Source organism: Enterobacter sp. 61D5, assembly GCF_034107965.1.
Taxonomy (GTDB): Bacteria; Pseudomonadota; Gammaproteobacteria; order Enterobacterales; family Enterobacteriaceae; genus Enterobacter; species Enterobacter cloacae_M.
Map to the genome: position 1 here is coordinate 210,677 of NZ_JAWNFK010000014.1, position 19,848 is coordinate 230,524.

17 protein-coding genes are annotated in these 19,848 nt (G+C 57.2%); 10 read left to right on the forward strand and 7 right to left on the reverse strand.

Annotation, left to right across the window (positions count from 1 at the left end; genetic code table 11):
- Nucleotides 1-284 precede the first annotated feature (284 nt).
- Entirely contained in the window at nucleotides 285-1,568 is a 1,284-nt protein-coding gene (locus UTM25_RS16095) for a citrate synthase (RefSeq protein WP_023310788.1), read from the forward strand.
- A 97-nt stretch (nucleotides 1,569-1,665) separates the two neighbouring features.
- Here the strand turns inward: UTM25_RS16095 and nei are convergent, their stop codons facing one another.
- From nei to UTM25_RS16130, 7 genes are all read right to left on the reverse strand, one after another.
- Nucleotides 1,666-2,457, reverse strand: coding sequence for an endonuclease VIII (gene nei / locus UTM25_RS16100; RefSeq protein ID WP_194399846.1), 792 nt, complete (start codon nucleotides 2,455-2,457; stop codon nucleotides 1,666-1,668).
- A gap of 19 nt (nucleotides 2,458-2,476) precedes the next feature.
- On the reverse strand, nucleotides 2,477-3,217 hold the full coding sequence (gene pxpA, locus UTM25_RS16105) for a 5-oxoprolinase subunit PxpA (protein WP_194399845.1): 741 nt from the start codon (nucleotides 3,215-3,217) through the stop codon (nucleotides 2,477-2,479).
- The gene (gene pxpC, locus UTM25_RS16110; protein WP_194399844.1) at nucleotides 3,204-4,136 is read right to left on the reverse strand and encodes a 5-oxoprolinase subunit PxpC; all 933 of its coding nucleotides are present in this window, start codon (nucleotides 4,134-4,136) and stop codon (nucleotides 3,204-3,206) included. Before pxpC ends, pxpA begins: the two co-directional genes overlap by 14 nt.
- A complete protein-coding gene (gene pxpB / locus UTM25_RS16115) occupies nucleotides 4,130-4,786 on the reverse strand; it encodes a 5-oxoprolinase subunit PxpB (protein WP_109846272.1) in 657 nt (218 codons plus the stop codon). The genes pxpC and pxpB overlap by 7 nt, the downstream gene beginning before the upstream one ends.
- Nucleotides 4,787-4,800: 14 nt before the next feature.
- A complete protein-coding gene (locus UTM25_RS16120) occupies nucleotides 4,801-5,544 on the reverse strand; it encodes a type 2 GTP cyclohydrolase I (RefSeq protein WP_023310783.1) in 744 nt (247 codons plus the stop codon).
- A 10-nt stretch (nucleotides 5,545-5,554) separates the two neighbouring features.
- Nucleotides 5,555-6,967, reverse strand: a complete 1,413-nt coding sequence (phrB, locus tag UTM25_RS16125; RefSeq protein WP_194399843.1) for a deoxyribodipyrimidine photo-lyase — start codon at nucleotides 6,965-6,967, stop codon at nucleotides 5,555-5,557.
- Between the two features lie 392 nt (nucleotides 6,968-7,359).
- Nucleotides 7,360-7,566: a YbfA family protein gene (locus UTM25_RS16130; protein ID WP_023310781.1), complete on the reverse strand. Its 207-nt coding sequence runs from the start codon at nucleotides 7,564-7,566 to the stop codon at nucleotides 7,360-7,362.
- Nucleotides 7,567-7,875: 309 nt separating this feature from the next.
- Here UTM25_RS16130 and kdpF point away from each other — a divergent pair, with 309 nt between their 5' ends.
- The 9 genes from kdpF (at nucleotide 7,876) to potE (ending at nucleotide 19,808) form a co-directional block, all read left to right on the forward strand.
- Entirely contained in the window at nucleotides 7,876-7,965 is a 90-nt protein-coding gene (gene kdpF, locus UTM25_RS16135; protein ID WP_014069365.1) for a K(+)-transporting ATPase subunit F, read from the forward strand.
- Complete coding sequence (kdpA, locus tag UTM25_RS16140) at nucleotides 7,965-9,644, forward strand: potassium-transporting ATPase subunit KdpA (protein ID WP_194399842.1); 1,680 nt, start codon at nucleotides 7,965-7,967, stop codon at nucleotides 9,642-9,644. The genes kdpF and kdpA overlap by 1 nt, the downstream gene beginning before the upstream one ends.
- Nucleotides 9,645-9,662: 18 nt before the next feature.
- A complete protein-coding gene (gene kdpB, locus UTM25_RS16145; RefSeq protein WP_194399841.1) occupies nucleotides 9,663-11,711 on the forward strand; it encodes a potassium-transporting ATPase subunit KdpB in 2,049 nt (682 codons plus the stop codon).
- Between the two features lie 12 nt (nucleotides 11,712-11,723).
- The gene (gene kdpC, locus UTM25_RS16150) at nucleotides 11,724-12,299 is read left to right on the forward strand and encodes a potassium-transporting ATPase subunit KdpC (RefSeq protein ID WP_023310778.1); all 576 of its coding nucleotides are present in this window, start codon (nucleotides 11,724-11,726) and stop codon (nucleotides 12,297-12,299) included.
- Entirely contained in the window at nucleotides 12,300-14,987 is a 2,688-nt protein-coding gene (gene kdpD / locus UTM25_RS16155; RefSeq protein WP_023310777.1) for a two-component system sensor histidine kinase KdpD, read from the forward strand. It abuts the gene before it with no gap.
- Entirely contained in the window at nucleotides 14,984-15,661 is a 678-nt protein-coding gene (gene kdpE / locus UTM25_RS16160; RefSeq protein ID WP_048976306.1) for a two-component system response regulator KdpE, read from the forward strand. The genes kdpD and kdpE overlap by 4 nt, the downstream gene beginning before the upstream one ends.
- 279 nt (nucleotides 15,662-15,940) lie before the next feature.
- Entirely contained in the window at nucleotides 15,941-16,045 is a 105-nt protein-coding gene (speFL, locus tag UTM25_RS16165; RefSeq protein ID WP_003858645.1) for a leader peptide SpeFL, read from the forward strand.
- Between the two features lie 254 nt (nucleotides 16,046-16,299).
- Nucleotides 16,300-18,498: an ornithine decarboxylase SpeF gene (speF, locus tag UTM25_RS16170; RefSeq protein ID WP_194399840.1), complete on the forward strand. Its 2,199-nt coding sequence runs from the start codon at nucleotides 16,300-16,302 to the stop codon at nucleotides 18,496-18,498.
- Nucleotides 18,495-19,808, forward strand: a complete 1,314-nt coding sequence (gene potE, locus UTM25_RS16175; RefSeq protein ID WP_095907516.1) for a putrescine-ornithine antiporter — start codon at nucleotides 18,495-18,497, stop codon at nucleotides 19,806-19,808. The genes speF and potE overlap by 4 nt, the downstream gene beginning before the upstream one ends.
- The last annotated feature ends 40 nt before the right edge of the window (nucleotides 19,809-19,848 follow it).

Below are 19,848 nucleotides of genomic sequence, written 5' to 3' on the forward strand. Positions count from 1 at the left end.
CACCTGACAAATAGTTATGTAACAGTGTGATGGTATTGACCGAAGTTATCAGGACAGTTATTAGTGATATACAGGTTTGAATAATTCGGACTGCAAAAACGCTGATTTGCTGTTGTTTCACTGATATTTCATTCGTTTACCTGCAAGGCGCCATAGCTCTGTACCCTGGTTTGTCCTCGTGAGCTGAGCGGTAAGCCAAATAACAATCTGGTAACGGTGATTAACAGCTGAAAGCAAATCCGGTAAAGCGCAGTCTTAAGCATAAGGCGCTAAGGAGACCGTAAATGGCTGATACAAAGGCAACGCTCACCCTAAATGGTGACACTGCTATTGAACTGGATGTGCTAAAAGGCACGCTCGGTCAGGATGTTATTGATATCCGTACGCTGGGCTCTAAAGGTGTATTCACCTTTGACCCTGGATTTACCTCTACCGCATCTTGCGAATCCAAAATCACCTACATTGACGGTGACGAAGGTATCCTGCTCCATCGCGGCTTCCCCATCGATCAGTTAGCCACCGAATCCAACTATCTGGAAGTGTGCTACATCCTGCTGAACGGCGAAAAACCGACGCAGGCACAGTACGATGAATTCAAAACCACCGTGACCCGTCACACCATGATCCATGAGCAGATTACCCGTCTGTTCCATGCGTTCCGCCGTGACTCTCACCCGATGGCGGTGATGTGCGGTATCACCGGTGCGCTGGCGGCGTTCTACCACGACTCCCTTGACGTGAATAACCCGCGTCACCGTGATATCGCGGCGTTCCGCCTGCTGTCCAAAATGCCTACCATGGCGGCGATGTGCTACAAATACTCCATCGGCCAGCCGTTTGTGTATCCGCGCAACGACCTCTCCTACGCGGGTAACTTCCTGCGCATGATGTTCTCCACGCCGTGCGAAGAGTACGAAGTGAACCCGGTGCTGGAACGCGCGATGGACCGTATTCTGATCCTGCACGCTGACCACGAACAGAACGCCTCTACCTCTACCGTCCGTACCGCGGGCTCTTCAGGCGCCAACCCGTTCGCCTGTATCGCTGCGGGCATCGCCTCCCTGTGGGGACCGGCGCACGGCGGCGCGAACGAAGCGGCGCTGAAGATGCTGGAAGAGATCAGCACCGTTGAACACATTCCTGAGTTCGTGCGTCGCGCGAAAGACAAGAATGACTCCTTCCGCCTGATGGGCTTCGGTCACCGTGTTTACAAAAACTACGACCCGCGCGCCACCGTCATGCGTGAGACCTGCCACGAAGTGCTGAAAGAGCTGGGTACCAAAGATGATCTGCTGGAAGTGGCGATGGAGCTGGAACACATCGCGCTGAACGATCCGTACTTCATCGAGAAGAAACTCTACCCGAACGTCGATTTCTACTCTGGCATTATTCTGAAAGCGATGGGCATTCCGTCTTCCATGTTCACCGTGATCTTCGCTATGGCCCGTACCGTAGGCTGGATTGCGCACTGGAACGAAATGCACAGCGAAGGCATGAAAATCGCCCGTCCTCGTCAGCTGTATACCGGCTACGAGCAGCGTGATTTTAAGTCTGACCTGAAGCGCTAAAAGACGTTGGGTGCGGCCTGATGCCCTCACCCCGGCCCTCTGCCACATGAGAGGGTGAAAACATTAAAACGGTAACCCAAGGGTTACCGTTTTACTTTTATTTCTGGCAGTGCGGGCACCAGTAAAAGGGTCTGGAAGAAAGCATCATCCTGTCGATAATCCCGCCGCACCGTTCGCACTTTTTCCCCGCCCGATGAAACACCTTAAAGCGGAACAGCGCCCCGTGATGCTTGTTTTCATCTACGACGCCGCGCGTGTTGTACGACAGCCGCGGAATATCCAGCAGTGCGTGGGACAGCGCGTCCAGCCGTTCATCGCTCAGCTGCGAGGCCTTGTGCTGCGGTGCAAGCCCGGCTTCCCAGAGGATCTCTACCCGCAGGTAGTTACCCAGCCCGGCCAGAAAGGCCTGGTCGAGGAACAGGCCGGAAAACTGCCGGTTGCGGAATTTGGGTGATAACAGACGGGCCTTCACGTCGCTGGCCGACAGGCGCATGTCCAGCACGTCTGGCCCGACCCGCTGCAGAAACGGGTGCGTCAGCAGCTGCTCCGGCGTAAGCATTTCGATATCCGACGCGCTATAGAGCAGGATCGCCTTATCCGCCGTTTGCAACCTGACGCGCAGCACGCGGGTGGTTTGCGGCTGCTCGTCGGCCTCCACCACGCGCCAGACGCCGTAAAGCTGGTTATGGCTATATAACGTCAGGTTATGGGAAAAGTGCGTGAGCAAAGCCTTGCCGCGCGTTTCAATATGGGTCACCGTCTGGCCCACCAGCTGTGATTCAAACGGTTTTAGCTGAGGAAAAGCAAACCAGACATCCGTCAGGGGTTTGCCCTTTATCGCCGCCTCCAGGCTATCCGCCGCGCGGCGGATCTCCGGACCTTCAGGCATTTTTGTGTCCTTATCGTCATTATTCGGCGCTGACGAGGATACCCTCTTCAGAAAACGCTGCCCGCAAGCGGCGCGCGAACTGGTGCGCATGCTCGCCATCGCCGTGTAAACATACCGTATCGGCCTGAACGTTTGCCGGTGTTCCATCCACGGCGGTCACCCGCCCGGCGCGCACCATCTCCAGCGTCTGCGCCAGCGCTTTAGCTTCGTCGGTAATCAGCGCCCCGGCCTGCGTTCGTGGAACCAGACTGCCGTCCGGCAGGTATCCTCGATCGGCAAACACTTCCTGACGGGTGGTCAGGCCCAGCCGTTGTCCGGCGCGAATCAGCTCGCTGCCCGCCAGACCCACAAGGATCAGCTGCGGGCTGCAGTCCCACACAGCGCGGGCAATGGCGTCCGCCAGATCCGCATCTTTCGCCGCCTGGTTGTAGAGCATGCCGTGCGGCTTCACATGGCGCATCACGCCGTTCTGGGCGCGCACCATCGCCTCCAGCGCGCCGATCTGGTAGAGCACCTGAGCGTAGACCGTCTCAGGGGGCAGATCCATCGCCGTACGGCCAAAGTTTTCCCGATCGGGAAAGCTGGGGTGAGCCCCAATCGCGACGCCGTTTTTAATGGCATTACGCACGCTCTCCAGCATGGTTTGGGCATCACCCGCGTGAAAGCCGCAGGCGATATTGACCGAGGTGACCAGAGTCATCAGTTCCGAATCAGCGCTGCTTCCCTCCCCGAGATCGGCGTTCAAATCAATCTTTACCATCAAGCCTCCACGCCAGCTGTTCAAGATAACGCTGCTGATCCTGCCGCGCCTTAAGCGCCTCCTCCAGCGAACACTGCACGAAGTGAATCGGCTGGCCGAGGGGAATTTGCGCCAGATGGTAGCGATCCGCTTCAATGATGCAGGCAATGCGCGGATAGCCGCCGGTAGTTTGCGCATCGTTCATTAATACGATGGGCTGACCGTTTCCCGGCACCTGAATAACCCCAGGCAATAAACCGTGGGAGAGCAGCTCCCGGTCCGTCGTACGGGTCAGCGGCTGCCCCTGAAGGCGGTAGCCCATGCGGTTACTCTGCGGACTAATCTTCCACGGCGCACGCCAGAAGGACTCTTTAGAAGCCTCGTCAAACTCATGATATTCCGGCCCCGGTAAGGCGCGGATCTGGTTTCCCCACAGCAGCTGTTTTACGCCCTGCGTGGTCGAGAAATGGCGCGCGGAGGCTTTGATTGCCAGCCGATCGCCATCGCGCAACAAACGTCCTTCGTGACCGCCGATCCCGGCCTTCTGATCGGTACTGGATGAACCCAGCACCTGCGGCACGTCAATGCCGCCAGCCACCGCGAGATAGCTACGCACGCCGTGCAGCGGACGTTTGAGCGTCAGGCGCTGCCCGGCTTTCGCACGCAGCCGCCAGCCGGTCCACACCGCTTTGCCATCCAGCGTCGCCTCACACCCTGCGCCGGTTAAGGCAAACCAGGTTTCCTGACCAAACTCAATCACACACTGACCCAGCGTAATTTCTAGCGCCGCCGTGCTGCCAGGGTTGCCCACAAGCAGGTTGGCAATCTCCAGCGAAGGACGGTCAAGCGCACCGCAGTAGCTTACGCCCGACTGGCGCAGACCAAAGCGACCAGCATCCTGTACGGAGGTGTAAAGCCCGGCGCGAATAAGCGTTAACATACCCCCTCCTTCTGCGGGATAAAGCGAAGGGTATCCCCGGGACGCAAGAGTATTGGCGTCTCCAGCCCGGGTTCAAATAACGGTGTAGCGGTATGTCCAATAAGCTGCCAGCCGCCAGGCGATGTCAGCGGATAAACGCCGGTCTGCTCACCGCCGATAGCCACCGTCCCCGCCGGCACGCTCACGCGCGGCTCGGCACGGCGTGGCGTATGCAGCCGGGGAGATAATCCGCCCAGATACGGGAATCCGGGCTGAAACCCCAGGAACCAGACCACGTAGTCAGCCGAGCTGTGCAGCTCAACAACCTGCTTTTCGGTTAATCCGCAGTGGTCTGCCACCACGCCAAGATCTGGCCCACCCGTACCGCCATAAACGACCGGGATCTGAATGGCGCGCGATTCCGGTTCCAGCGCCTCGCTCTCTTCCCACCAGCGCTGCAAACGTTCAATGGCATCCAGCGCCAGGGTATGCGGGCTACGCAGCACGACGGTTATGTTATTCATACCCGGAATGGTCTCAACCACTTCAGGCATGTCGGCCAGACGCTGGGTCAGCCGCCAGATACGCTTTTGCGTGGCAAGCGTCACCGGTGGTTCAAGCTCCAGAACCACTGCGGTTTCACCCAGAAGATAACAACGCGCTCGCTGCACTTAACTACCTCTCGTCAGGCTGGGTTAGGGATATCAATAAAGGTCACATCCAGATCGGTATTTTCCGTCAGCCACTCGCTGAGGGCGCGAATGCCGCCGCGCTCGGTGGCATGATGGCCAGCCGCGTAAAAATGCAGCCCCTGTTCACGCGCCGAATGAATGGTCTGCTCGGAAACCTCGCCGGTGATAAAAGCATCGACGCCGAAACGCGCGGCGCTGTCGATAAAGCCCTGACCGCCACCGGTACACCATGCGACACGCTTCACCGTATCCGGACCGGTATCACCGCTCCACAGCGGACGACGACCCAGGCGCGCTTCAATCCACGAGGCCAGCTCCAGTCCTGGTACCGGCATCGCCAGCTCGCCCCACGGCACCAGCGGCTCAATTTCACCCATCACGGTAATCCCCAGTAGCTGCGCCAGCTGGACGTTGTTGCCGAGCTCCGGGTGCGCATCCAGCGGCAGGTGGTAGCCGTACAGGTTGATGTCATTAGCCAGCAGCGTTTTCAGACGATTGCGCTTCATCCCGCGAATAATCGGCGATTCGTTTTTCCAGAAGTAACCGTGATGAACAATCACCGCGTCGGCGTTCTGACGAACGGCCTCGTCCAGCAGCGCCTGACTTGCCGTCACGCCGGTGATAATTTTTTGCACCGTCTCACGGCCTTCAACCTGGAGCCCGTTCGGGCCGTAATCGCTGAAGGAGGTACTGTTCAGTTTTTCGTTAATCAGGCTTTCCAGTTCGCTGTTTTTCATCATCACTCTCTTATGCTTTGCGGGCCGCTTCGTACGCCGCCAGCGTGGCGACACGCGCCTGTTTATGGTCGACAATCGGACGAGGGTAATCCAGCTTTACACGCTGTTTATCCGCCCATGCCCACGGTTCGTGGATCGCTTTAGCAGGTATACCGTTAAGTTCAGGAACCCAGCGGCGGATAAAATCGCCGTCCGCATCAAATTTTTGCCCCTGCGTGGTCGGATTGAAAATCCGGAAATAGGGTGCGGCATCGGTGCCGGTAGAGGCCGCCCACTGCCAGCCGCCGTTATTCGCCGCGAGATCGCCATCGATCAGCTGAGAGATAAAATAGCGCTCTCCGATACGCCAGTCGATAAGCAGATCCTTCACCAGAAAGCTGGCGGTAATCATCCGCAGGCGGTTGTGCATCCACCCCGTCTCATTAAGCTGACGCATGGCGGCATCGACTATCGGATAGCCCGTCTGCCCGCTTTGCCAGGCTTTCAGCTGCTTATCATTCGATTGCCACTTTACATTATCGGTCCAGCCGATGAAGGGCCGATGCTTACACAAACCAGGATGAAAGGTCATCAGATTGCGGTAGAACTCGCGCCAGATAAGTTCATTCAGCCAGACAGACCCTGCGCCCCCCTCCAGCGCCTGCGGCTGCTCCGCCAGCAGACGATGCAAACACTGGCGCGGTGAGATCGCGCCCAGCGCCAGACAGGCCGACAGGCGGCTGGTACCCTCGATGGCGGGAAAATCCCGACGCGCGTCGTAACTGGCCGCGTCCTGCTTGCAGAACTGGCGCAGTTGGGCGATGGCCGCTTTCTCATCGGCGGGGAACAGCGTTTCATCAAACGGCTGCTGAGGGTAATCAAACGTCAGCTCAGGCAGCTCTTTTATGGCTTCGCCTCGCACGGCAGGCGCGGCAACGCACTCCGGCAGCGCCTCTTTCAGACGTTTGATAAAGGCATTTTTGAAATGCGTAAAAACTTTATACATCTCGTGGTTGCCGGTCATCACGCTGCCCGGTGCCAGCATCACGCTGTCATCAAACCCTTCGCAGACCACCCCTTCCAGCATCTTCTCCAGCTGACGGTCGCGCTGCTGCTCGTTGAATTCGTACTGATAGTTGTAAAAAAGATGCGTGACCTTGTGCTGCTTACAGATCTCCTGCACCGTCTGAAGCTGTGCGGCAAAATCACCCACCTCTTTATAGAGAAGCGGTATGCCTTTTCCAGCAAGCGAGTGCTGCAGATCGTTCAGATACGCCCGGAGCAAGGCCGCCTGCCGGGGGGCCATATCGTGCTGCCGCCACTGCTCGGGCGTGGCCATAAACAGTGCCAATACGTTAGCGTCTTTGGCGCGGCAGGCTGCCGCAAGGGCGATGTTGTCATGTACGCGCAGGTCCGCGCGAAACCAAACCAGATGGGTGGGCATAAAACTCCAGGCAATTATCCATTATGTCCGTAAGGGCATGCCGTAAAAGGAAAAAGCATGCATTGAACTACTTTGCCATGAAGTGTAGACGGGATGAAATAAAAAAGGCCGCCAGGGCGGCCTTACAGACTGCTAACAAAGTACTCGATGTGCGCTTCGTCCGGTGGCGCTACGCTTGCACGGGCCTGCAATGAAACATGCAATACTTGATATCTTTGCACTGTGTAGGCCGGGTAAGCGCAGCGTCACCCGGCAAGAAAGAGGGCTAAATATATGTCTGTAACCTCTGACGAGGGCCTGAAGCCACCCAACGGACCGCGAATCCCGAGGGACAAAAAAACCGCCACATTGCTGTTGGCGGTTTTTTTTTATTGCTATGTGTAGTCTTAGTATCAGTAGAAATCGCAGGTCGCTTTCTCGGCCTGATCCATCCACACCGGCTTCTCGCTGGTTTTCGCCCAGACGCGGTGCAGATAGCTGTAAAAACGTGCACGATCTTTCCAGAACAGCATCACCGGCAGAGCCAGCACGCCAGCCACTACGGCGAAAGCGCGGCGCAAGAACACGATATGAGCCGGATACTCTTTATAAAGATCCATATTTTTCTCCCCTATAGTTGGCCGGAAACGTCATCCGGAAAATTCAAAATCTGTGACCTGGCTAAAATAATATCGCTTTGTTTGTAATTTTACTACTCATCCGACCACTTATTTTTGCCCATTTAGGGAATATTTACATTCTCTCCGTAATTAAGTTACAAAAAAGTTAACGATTTACTTATCAATAGTTAAATTGTGGGCTTTGCCATTTTTATACTTTTTTTACACCCGCCCTCCCCATTTTTGCGAAATCTTTGCGCCGGAAATCCTACCGTTAGTACAACAACGAAAGTCACCCGGAGGTGGATTGTGAGTGCAGGTCTTATTGCCGGCATCGTGCTGGTGTTCCTGTTATTGGGTTATCTGGTCTATGCCCTGATAAATGCGGAGGCCTTCTGATGGCTGCTCAGGCGTTTCTGCTTATTGCCAGCTTCTTAGTGGTACTGTTCATTCTGGCAAGGCCACTGGGATCGGGACTGGCACGATTAATCAACAACGTCCCTTTGCCCGGCACGGGAAGCGTTGAAAAAGGGATCTGGCGCGTACTGGGAATAGACGATCGGGAGATGAACTGGCGTCAGTATCTGATCGCCATTCTGCTGCTGAATATCGTTGGGCTCATTGCGCTTTTTGCCATGCTGATGTTGCAGGGCATCCTGCCGCTGAATCCGCAACGGTTACCGGGCCTGTCCTGGCATCTTGCGCTGAACACGGCGGTGAGCTTTGTCACTAACACCAACTGGCAGTCCTACGCCGGTGAAACCACGCTGAGCTACTTCAGCCAGATGGTCGGGCTAACCGTGCAAAACTTCCTCTCTGCCGCCAGCGGTATCGCGGTAATCTTCGCGCTGACGCGTGCGTTTGCGCGTCAGAAAATCAATACCCTGGGTAACGCGTGGGTGGATCTGACCCGCATTACGCTGTGGATCCTGCTGCCAATTGCGCTGCTGATCGCGCTGTTCTTCATCCAGCAGGGCACCCTGCAAAACCTGATGCCTTACGCGTCCTATACCTCGCTGGAAGGTGCAAAACAGCTCCTGCCGATGGGGCCAGTGGCGTCACAGGAAGCCATCAAAATGCTCGGAACGAACGGAGGTGGTTTCTTCAACGCCAACTCGTCGCATCCGTTTGAAAACCCTACCGCATTGACCAATTTTGTGCAGATGCTGGCGATTTTCCTGATCCCCGCCGCGCTCTGCTTTGCCTTTGGTGATGTGGTTAACGATCGCCGTCAGGGCCGCACCTTGCTCTGGACCATGTCGCTGATCTTTGTGGTCTGCGTGGCGCTGGTGATGTGGGCTGAATGGAGCGGCAACAGCCATTTCATGCAGCTGGGGGCCAACAGCAATATCAACATGGAAGGTAAAGAGAGTCGCTTTGGCATTCTCGCCAGCAGCCTGTATGCGGTGGTCACCACGGCGGCTTCGTGCGGGGCAGTCAATGCCATGCACGATTCCTTTACGGCGCTGGGTGGCATGATCCCGATGTGGCTGATGCAGATTGGCGAAGTCGTCTTTGGCGGCGTGGGCTCGGGTCTTTACGGCATGCTGCTGTTCGTGCTGCTGGCGGTGTTTATTGCCGGTTTGATGATTGGCCGCACCCCGGAATACCTCGGTAAAAAAATCGACGTTCGCGAGATGAAATTAACCGCGCTGGCGATTCTGGTCACCCCTGCGCTTGTGCTTCTAGGCACCGCGCTTGCGCTGATGACCGAGGCCGGACGCAGCGGCATCTTTAACCCCGGCATTCACGGTTTTAGTGAAGTGCTGTATGCCGTCTCTTCTGCCGCCAACAACAACGGTAGCGCCTTTGCGGGCTTAAGCGCCAACTCACCGTTCTGGAACTGCCTGCTGGCGTTCTGCATGTTTGTGGGTCGCTTTGGGATCATTGTGCCGGTGTTGGCGATTGCCGGATCGCTGGTGAATAAAAAAATCCAACCGACCACCACCGGGACATTGCCGACCCACGGCGCGCTGTTTATCGGCCTGCTGACGGGTACCGTGTTACTGGTCGGCGCCCTGACCTTTATCCCCGCCCTCGCGTTAGGCCCGGTCGCGGAATACCTCTCTTTACGCTGATTTTGCGGAGAAATTGTCATGAGTCGTAAACAACTGGCCCTGTTCGAACCGTCATTAGTTCGCCAGGCGCTCATGGATGCGGTGAAAAAGCTGAGCCCGCGCGTGCAGTGGCACAACCCGGTGATGTTTATTGTCTGGGCGGGAAGCGTGCTGACCACCGCCCTGGCGATTGCCATGGGAACGGGCCACATGCCGGGAAATGCGATGTTTACCGGCGCAATCAGCCTGTGGCTGTGGTTTACCGTGCTGTTCGCTAACTTTGCGGAAGCGCTGGCGGAAGGCCGGAGTAAAGCCCAGGCCAACAGCCTGAAAGGGGTGAAGAAAACCGCCTTCGCGCGCAAGCTACGTGAACCGAAATACGGCGCGCAGATGGACCACGTTCCGGCGGATGAACTGCGCAAAGGCGATGTGGTGCTGGTGGAAGCCGGGGATATTATCCCTTGCGACGGTGAAGTCATCGAAGGGGGCGCCTCGGTGGATGAAAGCGCCATTACCGGGGAATCCGCGCCGGTTATCCGTGAATCCGGCGGCGATTTCGCCTCCGTGACGGGCGGGACGCGCATTCTCTCCGACTGGCTGGTGATCCAGTGTAGCGTTAACCCGGGGGAAACCTTCCTCGACCGGATGATCGCCATGGTGGAAGGCGCCCAGCGTCGTAAAACGCCGAACGAGATTGCCCTGACCATCCTGCTGGTGGCCCTGACCATCGTCTTCCTGCTGGCAACCGCGACGCTGTGGCCGTTCTCCGCCTACGGGGGCACCGCGGTCACCATCACGGTGCTGGTGGCGCTGCTGGTCTGCCTGATCCCCACCACCATTGGTGGCCTGCTGTCAGCCATCGGCGTAGCCGGCATGAGCCGTATGCTCGGTGCCAACGTCATCGCCACCAGCGGGCGCGCAGTGGAAGCCGCCGGTGACGTGGACGTCTTACTGCTGGATAAAACCGGGACCATTACCCTCGGTAATCGCCAGGCGTCAGATTTCCTGCCCGCCCCGGGCGTGGATGAAAAAACGCTGGCGGATGCCGCACAGCTCTCTTCGCTTGCCGATGAAACCCCGGAAGGCCGCAGCATCGTGATCCTCGCCAAGCAGCGCTTTAACCTGCGCCAGCGCGACGTTCAGAGCCTGCACGCCACTTTCGTGCCCTTCACGGCGCAAACCCGCATGAGCGGCATTAACATTCAGGATCGCATGATCCGTAAAGGCTCTGTTGACGCTATCCGTCGCCACATTGAGGCCAACAGCGGCCACTTCCCACCGGAAGTGGACAGCCTGGTCGAAAGCGTGGCCCGTCAGGGGGCGACACCGCTGGTGGTGGCCGAAGGGGCACATGTGCTGGGGGTCATTGCGCTGAAGGATATCGTCAAAGGCGGCATCAAGGAACGCTTTGCCCAGCTGCGTAAAATGGGGATCAAAACGGTGATGATCACCGGGGATAACCGTCTTACCGCCGCGGCGATTGCCGCCGAAGCGGGCGTGGATGATTTTCTTTCCGAAGCCACACCGGAAGCGAAACTGGCGTTGATTCGTCAGTATCAGGCGGAAGGCCGTCTGGTGGCGATGACCGGCGACGGTACCAACGATGCCCCAGCCCTGGCGCAGGCCGACGTGGCGGTGGCGATGAACTCCGGTACCCAGGCGGCAAAAGAGGCGGGCAACATGGTCGACCTCGACTCTAATCCGACCAAGCTGATTGAAGTGGTGCACATCGGCAAGCAGATGCTGATGACGCGCGGGTCGCTGACCACGTTCAGTATCGCCAACGATGTGGCGAAATATTTCGCCATCATTCCGGCGGCGTTTGCTGCGACCTACCCGCAATTAAACGCGTTGAACGTGATGCACCTGCACTCTCCGGCATCGGCCATTCTGAGCGCAGTGATCTTTAACGCCCTGATTATTGTCTTCCTGATCCCGCTGGCGCTGAAAGGCGTGAGCTATAAGCCGCTCACCGCCGCCGCCATGCTGCGCCGCAACCTGTGGATTTACGGTCTGGGCGGGCTGGTGGTGCCTTTCATCGGTATCAAGGTTATCGACCTGCTGTTGACGCTGTTCGGCCTGGTTTAAAAGGTGAATCAAATGACGATGTTACGCCCCGCTATACTTCTGTTTATTCTGCTGTCTCTCATTACCGGCGGGCTGTACCCGCTGGTGACCACCGCGCTGGGCCAGTGGTGGTTTAAGGATCGGGCCAACGGCTCGCTGATTATGCAAAACGGTGAAAACCGCGGTTCGCGCCTGATTGGTCAGAACTTTACGGATGCCCGTTACTTCCAGGGACGCCCTTCCGCCACTGCCGAAAGCCCGTATAATCCGATGGCATCCGGCGGCAGCAACCTGGCGGGCAGCAACCCTGAGCTGGACAAAGCCGTTGCTGAGCGCGTCGCAGCCCTGCGCGCCGCCAATCCGCAGGCCAGCCGTGAGGTGCCCGTAGAGCTGGTGACCGCCTCGGCCAGCGGGCTGGACTACAGCCTGACGCCAGCAGCAGCGGCCTGGCAAATCCCGCGCGTCGCCGCGGCCCGTCAGCTGACCGTCGAACAGGTTAGCCAGCTGGTTGCAGAGCACACGCAAAAGCCGCTGGTCAGCTTCATCGGCATGCCCGTGGTGAATATTGTTGAGCTGAATCTGGCGCTGGACGCGCTAAGGAAAAACTAAATGACCGACGAGCCCATGCGCCCGGATCCGGACAGGCTGCTTGAACAGACGGCTGAAGCCCATCGCGGCAAACTGAAAATTTTCTTTGGCGCCTGCGCAGGCGTCGGGAAAACCTTCGCCATGCTGACGGAAGCCCAGCGGCTTCGGGCGCAGGGGCTCGATATTTTGATCGGCGTGGTAGAAACCCACGGACGCAAAGAGACGGCATCGCTGCTGAAGGGGCTGGCTACCCAGCCGCCCCGCCGCATCAGCCACCGCGGTCGGTTAGTTACCGAATTCGATCTTGATGCCGCCCTCGCCCGCCGCCCCGCCCTTATCCTGATGGACGAGCTGGCGCACAGCAATGCGCCTGGTTCACGCCATCCAAAGCGCTGGCAGGATGTAGAAGAGCTGCTCGAAGCCGGCATCGATGTATTCACCACGGTTAACGTTCAGCATCTCGAAAGCCTGAACGACGTGGTGAGCGGCGTGACCGGCATTCAGGTGCGCGAGACGGTGCCCGATCCGTTCTTTGATTCTGCCGATGAAGTGGTGCTGGTCGACCTGCCCCCCGATGATTTGCGCCAGCGCCTGCATGAAGGCAAAGTCTATATCGCCGGCCAGGCCGAGCGCGCCATCGAACATTTCTTCCGTAAAGGTAACCTGATTGCCCTGCGCGAGCTGGCCCTGCGTCGTACTGCCGATCGCGTCGACGATCAGATGCGCGCCTGGCGTGACCTGCAGGGCCAGGAACGCGTCTGGCATACGCGGGATGCCATTCTGCTGTGCGTCGGCCACGGCAGCGGCAATGAAAAGCTTGTCCGCACCGCCGCTCGCCTGGCGGCCAAATTTGGCAGCGTCTGGCATGCGGTGTATGTCGAAACGCCGCAGCTGCACGCGCTGCCCGAAAACCAGCGCCGCGCTATTCTGAGTTCGCTGCGCCTGGCGCAGGAGCTGGGTGCGGAAACCGCCACCCTTTCCGATCCGCAGGAAGATAAAGCCATTCTGCGCTACGCCCGTGAGCACAACCTGGGGAAAATCGTCATTGGCCGTCGCCAGCACCGCCGCTGGTTTAGCCGCGAATCCTTTGCCGACAAGCTGGCCCGCCGCGCACCGGATCTGGACCTGGTGATAGTGGCGCTGGATGATAAGCCCACGCCGTTACCCAGCCGCGCGCCGGACAGCCGTGCCTTCAGCGATAAATGGCGCATTCAGCTGCGCGGCTGTCTTGTCGCCGTCGTGCTCTGCGCCCTGATTACCGTGATTGCCAGCCAGTGGCTGATCGCGTTTGATGCCGCCAACCTGGTGATGATCTACCTGCTTGGCGTAGTGGTGGTGGCGCTCTTTTACGGTCGCTGGCCGTCGGTCCTGGCGACGGTGATCAACGTCATCAGCTTCGATCTGTTCTTTATTGCTCCGCGAGGGACGCTCGCGGTGTCGGACGTACAGTACATTCTTACCTTCGCGGTGATGCTCACCGTCGGGCTGGTGATCGGGAATCTGACGGCGGGCGTGCGCTATCAGGCGCGTATTGCCCGCTATCGCGAGCAGCGCACGCGCCATCTCTATGAGATGTCGAAATCGCTGGCGGTGGGACGCACGCCGCTGGATATCGTGCAGACCAGCGAGCAGTTCATTCGCTCGACGTTTCATGCCAGCAACCTGATTTTGCTCCCGGACGAACACGGCAAGCTGCGCCCGCTGACGTCGGCCTCAGGCATGACGCCCTGGGACGAAGCCATCGCGCGCTGGAGCTTTGATAAAGGGTTACCTGCGGGCGCAGGGACCGACACCCTGCCCGGCGTGCCCTACCAAATTCTGCCGCTGCGCAGCGCCGATAAAAATCAGGGGCTGGTGATTGTTGAGCCCTCAAACCTGCGCCAGCTGATGATCCCCGAACAGCAGCGGCTGCTGGAGACCTTTACGCTGCTGGTTGCCAGCGCGCTGGAGCGGCTGGCCCTCACCGCCAGCGAAGAACAGGCCCGGCTGGCGAGCGAGCGAGAAAGCATTCGTAACTCGCTGCTGGCGGCGCTCTCTCACGATCTGCGAACCCCGCTCACCGTCCTGTTTGGTCAGTCAGAAATCCTGACGCTGGACCTGGCGGCCGAAGGCTCTAAACACGCGCTTCAGGCCAGCGAGATCCGCCAGCATGTGCTGAATACCACGCGTCTGGTGAATAACCTGCTCGATATGGCGCGTATCCAGTCAGGCGGTTTTAACCTCAAAAAAGAGTGGCTAACGCTTGAAGAGGTGGTGGGCAGCGCCCTGAAAATGCTCGAACCCGGCCTGGGCGGGCGGCATATTGCGCTGAACATGCCCGAGCCCCTGACCTTAATTCACGTTGATGGTCCGCTGTTTGAGCGGGTGCTGATCAACCTGCTGGAAAATGCCGGCAAATATGCGGGCGCCAGCGCGCAAATTGGCGTGGATGCGACGGTGGACGACGGCACGCTTCACCTTGACGTCTGGGATACCGGACCCGGCATTCCCGCCGGGCAGGAGTTGGCTATTTTCGAAAAATTCGCGCGCGGCAATAAGGAGTCGGCCATTCCGGGCGTGGGGCTGGGGCTGGCGATTTGCCAGGCGATCATTGACGTCCATGGCGGGTCCATCTCCGCAGAGAATCGTCCCGAAGGCGGCGCGCGGTTTTGTGTTACACTTCCTCTGGAAACCCCGCCAGAACTTAATGAATTACCAGAGGATTTGTGATCAACGTTCTGATTGTTGAAGATGAGATCGCCATTAGCCGTTTTCTGCGCGCTGCGCTGGAAGGAGACGGTCTGCGCGTTCATGATGCGGGTACGCTTCAGCGGGGTTTAATTGAAGCCGCCACCCGCAAGCCGGACCTGGTGATCCTCGATCTTGGTTTGCCTGACGGCGACGGCATCGATTTTATCCGGGAAGTTCGTCAGTGGAGCCAGATGCCGATCCTCGTGCTCTCCGCGCGTACGGAAGAGACGGATAAAATCGCGGCGCTGGATGCCGGGGCGGATGACTATCTGATTAAACCTTTTGGTATCGGCGAATTACAGGCTCGCCTTCGCGTGGCGCTGCGTCGCCACAGTGCAACCACGCCTGCTGACCCAACCTACACGTTTGGGGATATCCGGGTTGACCTGGCCGCGCGACGCATTGTGAGCGGTGAAGAAGAAATCCATCTGACGCCAATAGAATTTCGCCTGCTCGCCGTTCTGCTCAACAACCACGGCAAGGTTCTCACCCAACGCCAGCTGTTAAGTCAGGTGTGGGGGCCCAACGCGGTGGAACATAGTCATTATTTACGCATATATATGGGACATCTTCGTCAGAAACTCGAAGTTGACCCCGCTCGCCCTCGCCATTTATTAACTGAAACCGGTATCGGTTATCGGTTTATGCTTTGAATAACTATTCATTTTATTTTTAAATAAAATCAAAACACCTCAGACATTATTTCATAAATAACTCATACATTATTTTTACGGGTTATTCTTGCTCATTTAAAACATTGATAACACAATCTGTTAACGTAACATCAACAAATCAGAATTTTGATCTGCAATATTCATCTAAAACGAATATTTATTTCTGATTTTATCGTTTAACGGTGATCTACCTCACGGTTAATCGCCTTTCCCTGGATAAAATGACCATGCTTTCAATTACTGAAAGGAAAATGAAACATGGAAAACAACAATCGCTTAATGCCCCATATAAGGCGGACAACACATATCATGATGTTTGCCCACCGAAACTGCTTTGACTTTCATCTCTTTAATGCCCGGTAGTCCTTCGACTTCTGGCGCACTCGCTTACAGGTTATCCTGAAAAACCTTATTTTACAGGCTATTGCCTGTGAACTCGTGCGCTCATTCATTTTAATTCAGACGCATCCGCACCGGGCGGACTGAATTTCAATCATCAAAAAAGCAATTCACTGATTTTAATCAGCGGCCACCCTTTGCTTTTTTTCCGGTAAATTATCGATTTCTTTCTTGCAAGAAATCGAGGGACGCTCATTACCTAAAATAAAGAGAGAAAGATGAAAAGTTTAAAAATCGCAGCCAGCCGTGCATGTCCGGATTGCTTTACTACCCAGCGTGAACTGGTAGATGTCCGTGCCTCTGATTATATTGATGTTGCCGCCATTGTTCTGGCGGTCACGGATATTGCCAGCGGTATCCTGGATGAAATAGAAGCCACCGGTTTTGGCATTCCTGTTTTTGTCGCGACGCACAAAGAGGAATTCATTCCGGCAGACTATTTATCGCGCATTCACGGCGTATTTGAGTATTCAGACACCAGCAACGACTTTTTTGGACGCCAGCTGGAAGCGGCAGCCCAGAAGTATGAAACCCAGCTGCGCCCGCCGTTTTTCCGCGCCCTTGTCGACTATGTGAAGCAGGGCAACAGCGCATTTGACTGCCCGGGGCATCAGGGTGGCCAGTTCTTCCGCCGTCATCCTGCCGGTAATCAGTTTGTCGATTTCTTTGGTGAGACGCTTTTCCGCTCCGACCTGTGTAACGCCGACGTGGCGATGGGCGATCTGCTGATCCACGAAGGCGCGCCGTGCATCGCCCAGCAGCATGCGGCAAAGGTCTTTAATGCCGATAAGACCTACTTCGTGCTGAATGGCACCTCGTCATCCAACAAAGTGGTGCTTAACGCCCTGCTCACCCCGGGTGACCTGGTGCTGTTTGACCGTAACAACCACAAATCTAACCATCACGGTGCTCTCCTCCAGGCTGGCGCAACGCCGGTCTATCTGGAAACCGCGCGCAACCCGTACGGCTTTATTGGCGGCATTGACGCCCACTGCTTTGAAGAAAGTTATCTGCGCGAGCTGGTGGCGGAGGTGGCGCCTGGCCGTGCACGCGATGCGCGTCCGTTCCGTCTGGCGGTGATCCAGCTGGGCACCTACGATGGCACCATCTATAACGCCCGTCAGGTGGTGGATAAGATTGGGCATCTGTGTGATTACATCCTGTTTGACTCCGCTTGGGTGGGTTACGAGCAGTTTATTCCAATGATGGCCGACTGCTCTCCGCTGCTGCTGGAGCTGAACGAAAACGATCCGGGGATCCTGGTCACCCAGTCCGTGCATAAACAGCAGGCCGGCTTCTCGCAGACCTCGCAAATCCATAAGAAAGACAGCCATATCAAAGGGCAACAGCGCTATGTCCCGCACAAGCGGCTGAACAATGCCTTTATGATGCACGCCTCCACCAGCCCGTTTTATCCGCTGTTCGCTGCGCTGGACATTAACGCCCGTATGCATGAAGGCCAGAGCGGCCGCAACATGTGGATGGATTGCGTGGTGAACGGTATCGAAGCGCGCAAGCTGATCCTGGAGAACTGCCGGTATCTGCGCCCCTTCGTGCCGGAAACGGTAGATGGCCGCCCGTGGGAAAGCTGGGACACGGCGGAAATTGCGACCGATCTGCGCTTCTTCCACTTCGTACCGGGTGAAAACTGGCACGCCTTTGAAGGCTACGCTGAGCATCAGTATTTTATCGACCCGTGCAAGCTCCTGCTGACCACGCCGGGCATCAACGCCCGCACCGGGGAGTATGACGACTTCGGCGTGCCCGCTACTATTCTTGCCAACTTCCTGCGTGAAAACGGCATCGTGCCGGAAAAATGCGATCTTAACTCGATCCTGTTCCTGCTCACGCCTGCGGAAGATATGGGCAAACTGCAGCAGCTGGTGGCGCAGCTGGTGCGCTTCGAAAAACTGCTCGAGAGCGATGTTCCGCTGAAAGACGTCCTGCCATCTCTCTACAAACAACATACGGAACGTTACGCGGATTACACCCTGCGCCAGATCTGCCAGGAAATGCATGATCTGTACGCCCGCCACAACGTGAAACAGCTGCAGAAAGAGATGTTCCGCAAGTCTCACTTCCCGCGCGTGATGATGAACCCACAGGAAGCAAACTACGCCTATCTGCGCGGTGAGGTTGAACTGGTCTCCCTGCGCGACGCGGAAGGCCGCATTGCCGCCGAAGGCGCGCTCCCTTATCCACCGGGGGTACTGTGCGTGGTTCCGGGGGAAGTCTGGGGTGGTTCCGTGCTGCGCTATTTTGCCGCACTGGAAGAAGGCATCAACCTTCTGCCTGGCTTCGCGCCGGAGCTGCAGGGTGTGTACGTCGAGGAGTGCGAGGGTCGCAAACAGGTTCGCTGTAACGTCATCAAACAACCCGCCGCTCAGCCCGCGCTGCTGAAAGGAGAGAAATTATGAGTAAGTCCAATAAGATGGGCGTGGTGCAGCTGACCATCCTCACCATGGTGAACATGATGGGCTCCGGGATTATCATGCTGCCAACCAAACTGGCTGAGGTGGGTACCATCTCTATCATCTCCTGGCTGGTGACGGCAGTCGGTTCAATGGCGCTGGCTTGGGCGTTTGCCAAGTGCGGGATGTTCAGCCGTAAGTCAGGCGGCATGGGCGGCTATGCCGAATACGCCTTTGGCAAGTCGGGCAACTTTATGGCCAACTACACCTACGGCGTGTCGCTGCTGATCGCCAACGTGGCGATTGCCATCTCCGCCGTGGGCTACGGTACGGAGCTGTTTGGCGCGACGCTCAGTCCGGTGCAAATTGGGCTGGCGACCATCGGCGTGCTGTGGATCTGCACCGTGGCTAACTTTGGCGGCGCGCGTATCACCGGACAGCTCTCAAGCATCACCGTCTGGGGCGTGATTATCCCGGTTGTCGGCCTGTGCATCATCGGCTGGTTCTGGTTTAGCCCGACGCTCTACGCCAACTCCTGGAACCCGCACCATGTGCCGTTCTTTACCGCGGTCGGCTCTTCTATCGCCATGACGCTCTGGGCCTTCCTGGGTCTGGAATCCGCCTGCGCGAACGCGGAAGTGGTAGAGAATCCGGAAAAGAACGTGCCGATTGCGGTCCTCGGCGGCACGCTGGGCGCGGCGGTGATCTATATCGTCTCGACTAACGTGATTGCGGGCATCGTACCGAATATGGATCTGGCTAACTCCACGGCGCCGTTTGGGCTGGCCTTCGCGCAGATGTTCACACCGGAAGTCGGGAAGGTGATTATGGGTCTGATGGTGATGTCCTGCTGCGGTTCACTCCTCGGCTGGCAGTTCACCATCGCACAGGTGTTTAAATCCTCGGCTGATGAAGGTTACTTCCCAAAAATCTTCTCCCGCGTGACCAAAGCGGATGCGCCGGTGCAGGGCATGCTGGCGATTGTCATCTTCCAGAGTGGATTGTCGTTGATGACCATTAGCCCGTCGCTGAACAGCCAGTTCAACGTGCTGGTCAACCTGGCGGTGGTGACGAACATCATTCCGTATATTCTGTCGATGGCAGCGCTGGTGATCATCCAGAAGGTGGCGAAGGTGGATCCACGCAAAGCAAGAGTGGCGAATATTGTGGCGCTGATTGGGGCAATCTACAGCTTCTATGCGCTCTACTCATCCGGCCAGGAAGCGATGCTCTACGGGGCAATGGTGACCTTTATGGGCTGGACGCTGTACGGTCTGGTGTCACCGCGGTTTGAATTGAAGAACAAGCACAGTTAAGTAAAAGCAAAACGGCAACCCATGGGTTGCCGTTTTTAGT